Source organism: Priestia sp. 179-F W1.4 NHS (genome assembly GCF_045369295.1).
In the GTDB taxonomy this organism is placed as follows: Bacteria; Bacillota; Bacilli; order Bacillales; family Bacillaceae_H; genus Priestia; species Priestia zanthoxyli.
Window position 1 is genome coordinate 37,595 of the sequence record NZ_JBIQFF010000007.1, and the last position, 7,638, is coordinate 45,232.

Here is a 7,638-nt window from a genome sequence, read left to right on the forward strand (position 1 = left end):
GAGATGATTATGAATCAATTATTTCGCAACATGTCATTCCGTAGCCAAATATTAACGATTCTTCTTTTGATTACATTCATGTTAAGCGGGTTCTCTTTAATTTTAGTGCATGCCGTTGATAAAATGAATCATGTAAGCAATGAAATTAAAGATGAAAATGTTCCTCAAATGGTGTGGCTTTCTTATTGGGAAGAGCAGCTGAACATAAAAGAATACATTGTGAAAAATAATCTAAAGAACCCCACTGTCTCTTTGATAGAAGAATATCAATCATATGATACACGAGTGATTGAAGACAATGAAAAGTATAAGCAGCCTGTACCAAAATCGTTGATTCCATTAAAGGAAAAAATTGATCTGCTGGATTTTAAGATTTCTAATAACGTGCAGGGACTGCTGAAGTACGGAGATGTAGAGGGAGCACAAGAGTATCTTAAGGGAAATTATTTGCCGGATCTGCATCAGATAAAAAAAGATATTAATAGTTTAAAAGAAGAGACGGTTGATTCACTAGATACACTATCAGATACACTGTCTGTTATTATTAAAGATTCATTAATTTTACTATTGATTTTAACAGTAAGTGCTATTGTCACTTCTCTTTATGTTTCTTATCGTATGAGTGCGAGCCTTACGAAACCAATTGAACAAATGATTGAAAAAGTGAATGACATTGCAGACGGAGAATACGGTCTTGTTCTTCAAGACACAAAGCAAATCGAGCTGAAGCAGCTTTCGACTTCTATCAATCAAATGTCGGTTAGTTTAGAAGATTCATTTTGGAAAATCATTAAAGATAAAGCGTATCGCCAGCAGATCTTAAATTCACTGCCTGTTGGAATTATCACAATAGAAGATGAGACAAATAGTATATTTGCTAATACCTCAGCAAAACAGTTTTTAGATCTAGATGAAAAGGATATTTGCCGGTATATGAAGGAATGTCCTGAATATAATACTGAATTTTGGAGCATGTTGAATTCGGGAGAAATTCACGAAAATAAAAAAGTATTATTTGGAACGAAAAAGACGTGCTATTGCTTTCTAGCCTCTCAAACGCAGCTGTTTAATGAGAAGAACGAAAGCATTGGAAGGATTTTTTATTTCATTGATATATCGGATACCGAAGAATTAGAAAAGCGAATGCATCAGTCTGAGAAACTTGCCTTGGTTGGAGAAGTGGCAGCCGGAGCTGCTCATGAGATTCGTAATCCTCTTGCCGTGATTCATGGATTTATATCTCTTATGAATCAGTCTCTTTCTGATGAGGAGAAAAAGCGTTTTTACCTGCCTCTGCTTATGAAAGAACTAGAGAGGATTAATTACATCATTGAAGAAATGCTGTTGTTATCAAAGCCTGGGACTCCGGTGATGAAAAAAGTCAGCATGCAGGATATCATTAATGAGTTATTGCCTTTGATTACTCACTCAAGCAAATTTACAGAAAAAGATAAGCTTATTTTTGATGTGAAATTGCAGCCGCATGTATTAAAGGTAGATGAAAAACAAATCAAACAAGTTCTTCATAATTTAATTCGAAACAGTATGGAAGCCATGGATGGAGAGGGAGTTATTACAATCTACTCGCAGGTTCATGAAGATAGCTACTGTTTATACATTGAAGATACTGGAAAAGGTATTCCAGTTCATATGCAGCAGTCGCTGTACCAGCCGTTTTCCACGTCAAAAGATAGTGGCACAGGTCTTGGTCTGCCCATTGCTCAGCGTATTCTAGAAAGCCACGGAGGACAGATTAAATTATTATCTACTTCTTCCCGCGGCACAGTTTTTGTTATTAAATTTCCTTTACATTAAGAAAACAGCCTCAAAAGGGCTGTTTTTTAATGTGCTGTTAAAATAAGAGGACCGTTTTTCGTAATCGCAAGCGTATGTTCAAATTGAGCGGATAATTTACCGTCTGTTGTACGAGCAGTCCAACCGTTTTTATCCATTTTAGAATGCCATGTACCAGCGTTTACCATTGGCTCAATTGTAATAACCATACCTTCTTTTAAACGTGTACCTTTGCCAGCTTTTCCGTAGTGAAGAATTGTAGGCGCTTCGTGCATGGTATTTCCAATTCCATGTCCTGTGAAGTCGCGTACGACAGAGAATTTTTCGCCTTCTACATAGCTTTGAATAGCGTGGCCGATGTCACCTGTACGGTTTCCTGGCTGTGCTTGCTCGATTCCTTTTAAAAGCGCTTCGTATGTAACATCTACTAGACGCTGTGCTTCGTCTGAAATGTCTCCAACGGTATGAGTCCATGCAGAATCTGCTAAGCCTCCGTTTAAATTTACAACCATATCAATGGTTACGATATCCCCGTCTTTTAACGGTTTAGTTGTTGGAAAACCGTGGCAAATTTCATCATTTAAAGAAGCGCACGTTGCATATTGATATCCTTTGTATCCTTTTTGTTCCGGCGTTGCTCCGTGCTTTGCTAAGTACTCTTCAACAAATTTATCAATTTGCATTGTTGTTATGCCTGGTTTGATCATTTTAGCGATTTCTTTATGACAAGAAGCTAATAATTTACCTGCTTCGTGCATTAAATTAATTTCGCGTTCACTTTTTAATGTGATCATTGTTGTTCACTCCTTTTTTGATGTAACTTTACGAAAAAAGTTGAGCAGCGGTTATAGCGATGGAAGTCGACTATTCATCAGTTCATTTTTCTTTATTTAAAAATCTAAGAAATACAGGAACCGTCTGCTATTGGGCGATATAAAATCATCCTTAATCATAACGCCCAATGGTAGGAAAATGCAAGATGCAGGCTTAAAAAGGAAGGGTTTGACGCTAGGCATGTAGGGAAAACTGATAAATGAACGTTGAATTGGAGCATTCTCTATAACAAATGCGGTATGATATAGTAAAATAAATGAAACAAAACAATTCTTTAGGAGGGGTATAGGAAAATGAGTGAACATGGAAAATTTATTGGATTTGCAGGTACATATACAAAAGCAGGCAGTGAAGGTGTCTATACATTTACGTTAGATACAAAGGCTAAAAAAATTGTAGAAGTAAAAGCCGTGGCTAAAATTGAAAATCCTACATACTTAAATGCGAGCAAAGACAATGAACATCTTTATACAGTTATTAAAGAAGGAGAAAAAGGCGGCGTAGCTGCTTTTAAGATTGATCCAAACACAGGGCAATTGAAATTTGTAAACAAACAGCTGCTAGACGGCGCGCCTCCTTGCTACGTTTCAGTGAATGAAGATAATACGCTTGTTTTATCTGCTAATTTTCATAAAGGGAGCGTTGAGACGTATTCTGTGAATGAAGAAACAGGAGAAATTGAATATGTAGCATCCGTAGTGGAACATCCTCATTCAGACCTTAAAAAAGGACAACAAGGAAAACCACACGTACACTATGCCGATTTTACTCCTGGAGAAAAACACGTGGCGGTTGTAGACCTAGGTATTGATGAAATTGTGACATATGAAGTGGAAGAGAATAAATTGAAGGAAGTCAACAGCCTTTCTACATCTGTTGGTTCGGGCCCTAGACATTTAACGTTCCATCCAAATGGCCGCTATGCGTATGCAATGACAGAATTCAGCTCCGAAGTTTTATTTTTAACGTATGACGAAAGCACAGGAAGCTTTACTCAACAACAAGCTACTTTAGCAATTCCGGCTGATTTTACAGAAAATAATCAAGGGAGTGCGATCCACATTTCTTCAGACGGCCGCTTTGTCTATGCAGGAAACCGCGGACATAACTCGATTGCAACATTCAAAGTAGATCAGGATTCTGGACATTTAACATTCGTAGAATGGACAGGCACTGAAGGCGACTGGCCGCGCGATTTTGTTTTGGATCCAACCGAACAATTTATTGTGGCGTCTAATCAAGAAACAGGAAACTTGGTGCTGTTTGAAAGAGACCAAGAAAGTGGAAAGCTAACGCTTCTTCAATCTAACGTTACGGTTCCAGAAGCTGTATGCGTAAAGTTCCTCCACTATAAGTAATCGATGTAGAAAGCCAGACCTGATCCAAAAACAATCAGGTCTGGCTTTCTAAACCTAAGCGGCTGTCACTCCCCTTTCGGGGTTAGTGCCATCCGCATAGGTGAACCTTTGAGGGAATAGTCAGGTAGTGCGCATTCCTAAGCGTCATTTATGATCCCAATTTTTGAAATGAGCATAATCTATATATGGAAGAAAAGCCCTTTTGGAGGGCTTTTTTTTTCTGGTGTTGTAGTAGAATGAAGAGAGAACGCATGAAGGGCTGAGGTGATAAGTGTGGAAAATATATGTGAGTATCCAATTGTACAAGCTCCTATGGCAGGAGGAGTTTCGACGCCTAAACTAGCTGCAGCGGTATCTAATAGCGGAGGGCTAGGGTTTTTAGCCGCGGGATATAAAAGTGCGCGTGAATTGGAGCAGGAAATTATAGAGATGCACTCACTTACGAAAAAACCTTTTGGAGTAAATCTGTTTGTTCCGACAAATGAAAAAGTAGCAGTTGAAGCGCTTGATTGTTATCAAAAAGAACTGTTAAAAGCAGCTGAATATTTGGAGTGTGAAGTTGGTATACCAAAGAATGATGATGATGAATGGAGTGCAAAGCTCGACATCATTCAAAAACATCGAGTACCTGCTGTGAGCTTTACATTTGGGTGCCCGGATCGAGAGATTGTAGCAAGCTTAAAGGGAATTGGAAGTCATATTTTCGTTACGATTACAACACCTCAAGAAGCCGAAGTGGCTTTGAGAGCAGGAGCAGATGCGCTGTGCTTGCAAGGAATTGAAGCCGGCGGCCATCGGTCTACTTTTTTAGAGAGTTCGGTGGACTTTTCGCTTATAAATTTGCTAAAAGAAGTCCGCTCAATCACTAAAAAGCCATTAATTGCTGCGGGAGGCTTGATGACGGGGTCTGACATTAAACGCGTGTTACAGGAAGGTGCTTCTGCTGCGCAGTTAGGTACGGCTTTTATTTGTTGTCCAGAAAGCGGAGCGAGTGCTCTTCATAAAGAAAGCATTCTTCAAAAGCGTTTTAATGAAACAGGTGTTACAAGAGCTTTTACAGGGAAACGTGCTAGAGGATTTGTGAATGCTTTTTTTATTTCCTATGATAAATCAGCACTATCCGCTTACCCTCATATTCATTACATGACAAAGCCTATTCGAACAAAAGCTACACAAATGAATAATCCAGAGTACACTTCTTTGTGGGCAGGAACTGGATTTACGCTGGCAAAAGAACTGCCTGCACATCTTATTGTGGAAGAGCTTGTACAAGAACTAAATGAATGATGAGAATTACGGTGTTGCTTGCTTTAAGTGCAAGCAGCTTTACATAAAGAAGGTGAACTTATAGTGCAAAACAAATTTACGATTGGGCAAATGGCCAGACTGCACGATATTCCAATTAAAACACTTCGCTATTATGATGAAATTGGCCTGTTCGAGCCTTATGAAGTTGATCCCCAAACCGGATATCGTTATTATACGTTAGAACAATTTAAAAAATTAGATATCATTGTCTATTTAAAGCTGATGGGAGTTCCGTTAAAAGAAATTAAAAGAAAGATAGAGCACAGCAGCTTGGACGAATTTATTGAAACCTTAGCGGAATATCAGAAGGTAACAAAAGAAAAAATTCGTCACCTTCAAAGAGTGAATGCGCAGTTAACAACTCGAATGAAGGAATTAGAACAGACGAGACATATTAACCAAATAGGAGCCCCGTTCATCAAACACCTTCCTTCTCGTGAAGTTGTGCAAGTAAAAGCAGAGGTAGGTACGTTAGACGGAACTGAAAGTGTTCTGCGTGATTTAAAAAAGAAAATCAGTCATATTACCCCGATTATGATTGGGAAAGTAGGGTTTATACTATCTGTAGAAAACACAAAAAAACAACAATTTACAGATTACGATGGCATTTTTTTATTGGTCGAAAGCGATGTTTCTTTTAAGCATGAACTCGTTACGTTAATACCTGAAGGCGATTACGCATCTATTTATATGAGAGAAAAGAGAGATACCACAGGAGTCTATTACGATACGTTACTGAACTTTATTAAAGCCGAAGGATACAAAGCAGAAGGGCCTTTTTTAATTCGGCGAATTGTAGATTCATTTATTTCTCATCATGAAGAAGAGCGGCTGACGGAAATTCAAATTCGAATTACGTCTTGACTATCCAGTTGCTGGAGGGTTTAAGATGAGACTATTGTAAAACTGCTGAAGGGAGAGACAACAATAGATGAATCAGCAAAGTATTTCCCAAGGAATGTCTTTAAGCCGAGGAAATCGCATTTTATTTATTTTAATTTTGGGTTCACTAAGCGCATTTGGACCGTTATCAATCGATATGTATTTGCCAGCGCTGCCGACTCTTGCTAAAGAACTGCATACGTCAGCTTCTTTAGCCCAGGTCAGTCTGACAGCTTGCTTATTAGGCTTGGCATTTGGGCAAGTGGTAATGGGGCCATTCAGTGATATCCGGGGAAGGAAAAAGCCGCTTGTAGCAGCATTAATCACCTATGCAGTTGCCTCTGTGTTATGCGTGTTTGCGCCTTCTATTTGGATTTTTATCGTTTTACGATTTATTCAAGGTATGGCGGGAGCAGCAGGAATGGTTATTTCAAGAGCAAGTGTGCGAGACTTGTTTTCAGGTTCGGATTTAACAAAGTTTTTCTCCATGCTTATGCTCGTAAATGGTTTAGCTCCTATTTTGGCTCCGGTTGCCGGTGGTCAGCTGCTGACGGTCATGTCGTGGCGCGGAGTATTTGGCGTGTTAGCTGTAATTGGTGCACTAATGTTTTTTGCCGTTTTATTTGGCTTAAAAGAAACGCTGCCGGCTGAACGCCGTAAAGAAGGTGGATTAACAGAAGTACTGCGTACATTTAGCGTATTGCTAAAAGATAGTGTCTTCGTGGGATATGCGCTGGCGCAAGGTTTTATTATGAGCGCTATGTTTGCTTATATTTCAGGCTCTACATTTGTCCTTCAAGACATTTACGGGCTGTCTCCGCAGATGTTCAGTTTTGTTTTTGCTATTAACGGTTTTGGTCTCATTATAGCTACTCAAGTGACAGGACGTTTAGCTGGTAAAGTAAAAGAAGCTACTCTTCTCATGTATGGATTGCTTCAAGCAGCCGTTGGAAGCGTGCTTTTAGTGGCTGTAATTGCTACTCACACGTCCGTTATTTTGGTCTGCATCTTGCTTTTCTTTGTTGTATCAAGCGTAGGAATTGTGAACACAAACGTTTTTTCACTTGCTATGCAAAATCAAGCTTCTAATGCAGGGAGTGCTTCAGCGCTTCTAGGATTGCTGCCGTTCTTGCTCGGAGCAGCCGTAGCTCCTCTTGTGGGACTTGGAGGAGGGCAAAATGCTCTGCCGATGGGCATTGTGATTATGGTCTGTGATTTATTAGCATTAGGTGTATACATGGCATTAGTGAAACGGAAAACTGCATCATAAAAAAGCTACTTGGCTCTCAACAGCCAAGTAGCTTTTTTTAGTTATTGAGCTTTGTGCTCGTTCTTTTCAAACGGCATTGTGACACCGAGTTTTTGAATTTCTTTTTTTGCATTTTCTAAAATGGTTTCGGCCTTAGCTTTTGTTTCAGCATCTAAACCATTTAGAAAATCTTTCTTTTTAGCAGGAAGATCT

Annotated in this window: 6 protein-coding genes; 5 read left to right on the forward strand and 1 reads right to left on the reverse strand. The window is 39.2% G+C overall.

The genetic code is table 11. The annotated features are described in order from the left end of the window. The first annotated feature begins 9 nt into the window (after window positions 1–9). Window positions 10–1,815 (forward strand): ATP-binding protein, encoded by a 1,806-nt coding sequence (locus ACH0CI_RS23080; RefSeq protein ID WP_406902321.1) that lies wholly within the window; start codon window positions 10–12, stop codon window positions 1,813–1,815. Between the two features lie 26 nt (window positions 1,816–1,841). On the opposite strand, the gene map is transcribed toward ACH0CI_RS23080, so the two are convergent. After that, window positions 1,842–2,588, reverse strand: coding sequence for a type I methionyl aminopeptidase (map, locus tag ACH0CI_RS23085; protein ID WP_025752900.1), 747 nt, complete (start codon window positions 2,586–2,588; stop codon window positions 1,842–1,844). A gap of 333 nt (window positions 2,589–2,921) precedes the next feature. On the opposite strand from map, the gene ACH0CI_RS23090 reads away from it, so the two are divergent. The 4 genes from ACH0CI_RS23090 (at window position 2,922) to ACH0CI_RS23105 (ending at window position 7,446) form a co-directional block, all read left to right on the forward strand. Next, on the forward strand, window positions 2,922–3,986 hold the full coding sequence (locus tag ACH0CI_RS23090) for a lactonase family protein (RefSeq protein ID WP_406902322.1): 1,065 nt from the start codon (window positions 2,922–2,924) through the stop codon (window positions 3,984–3,986). Window positions 3,987–4,259: 273 nt separating this feature from the next. Continuing rightward, window positions 4,260–5,273, forward strand: coding sequence for a nitronate monooxygenase (locus tag ACH0CI_RS23095; protein ID WP_406902323.1), 1,014 nt, complete (start codon window positions 4,260–4,262; stop codon window positions 5,271–5,273). A 63-nt stretch (window positions 5,274–5,336) separates the two neighbouring features. Further along, window positions 5,337–6,158, forward strand: coding sequence for a MerR family transcriptional regulator (locus ACH0CI_RS23100; protein ID WP_406902324.1), 822 nt, complete (start codon window positions 5,337–5,339; stop codon window positions 6,156–6,158). Window positions 6,159–6,225: 67 nt separating this feature from the next. Further along, entirely contained in the window at window positions 6,226–7,446 is a 1,221-nt protein-coding gene (locus tag ACH0CI_RS23105) for a multidrug effflux MFS transporter (protein ID WP_406902325.1), read from the forward strand. The last annotated feature ends 192 nt before the right edge of the window (window positions 7,447–7,638 follow it).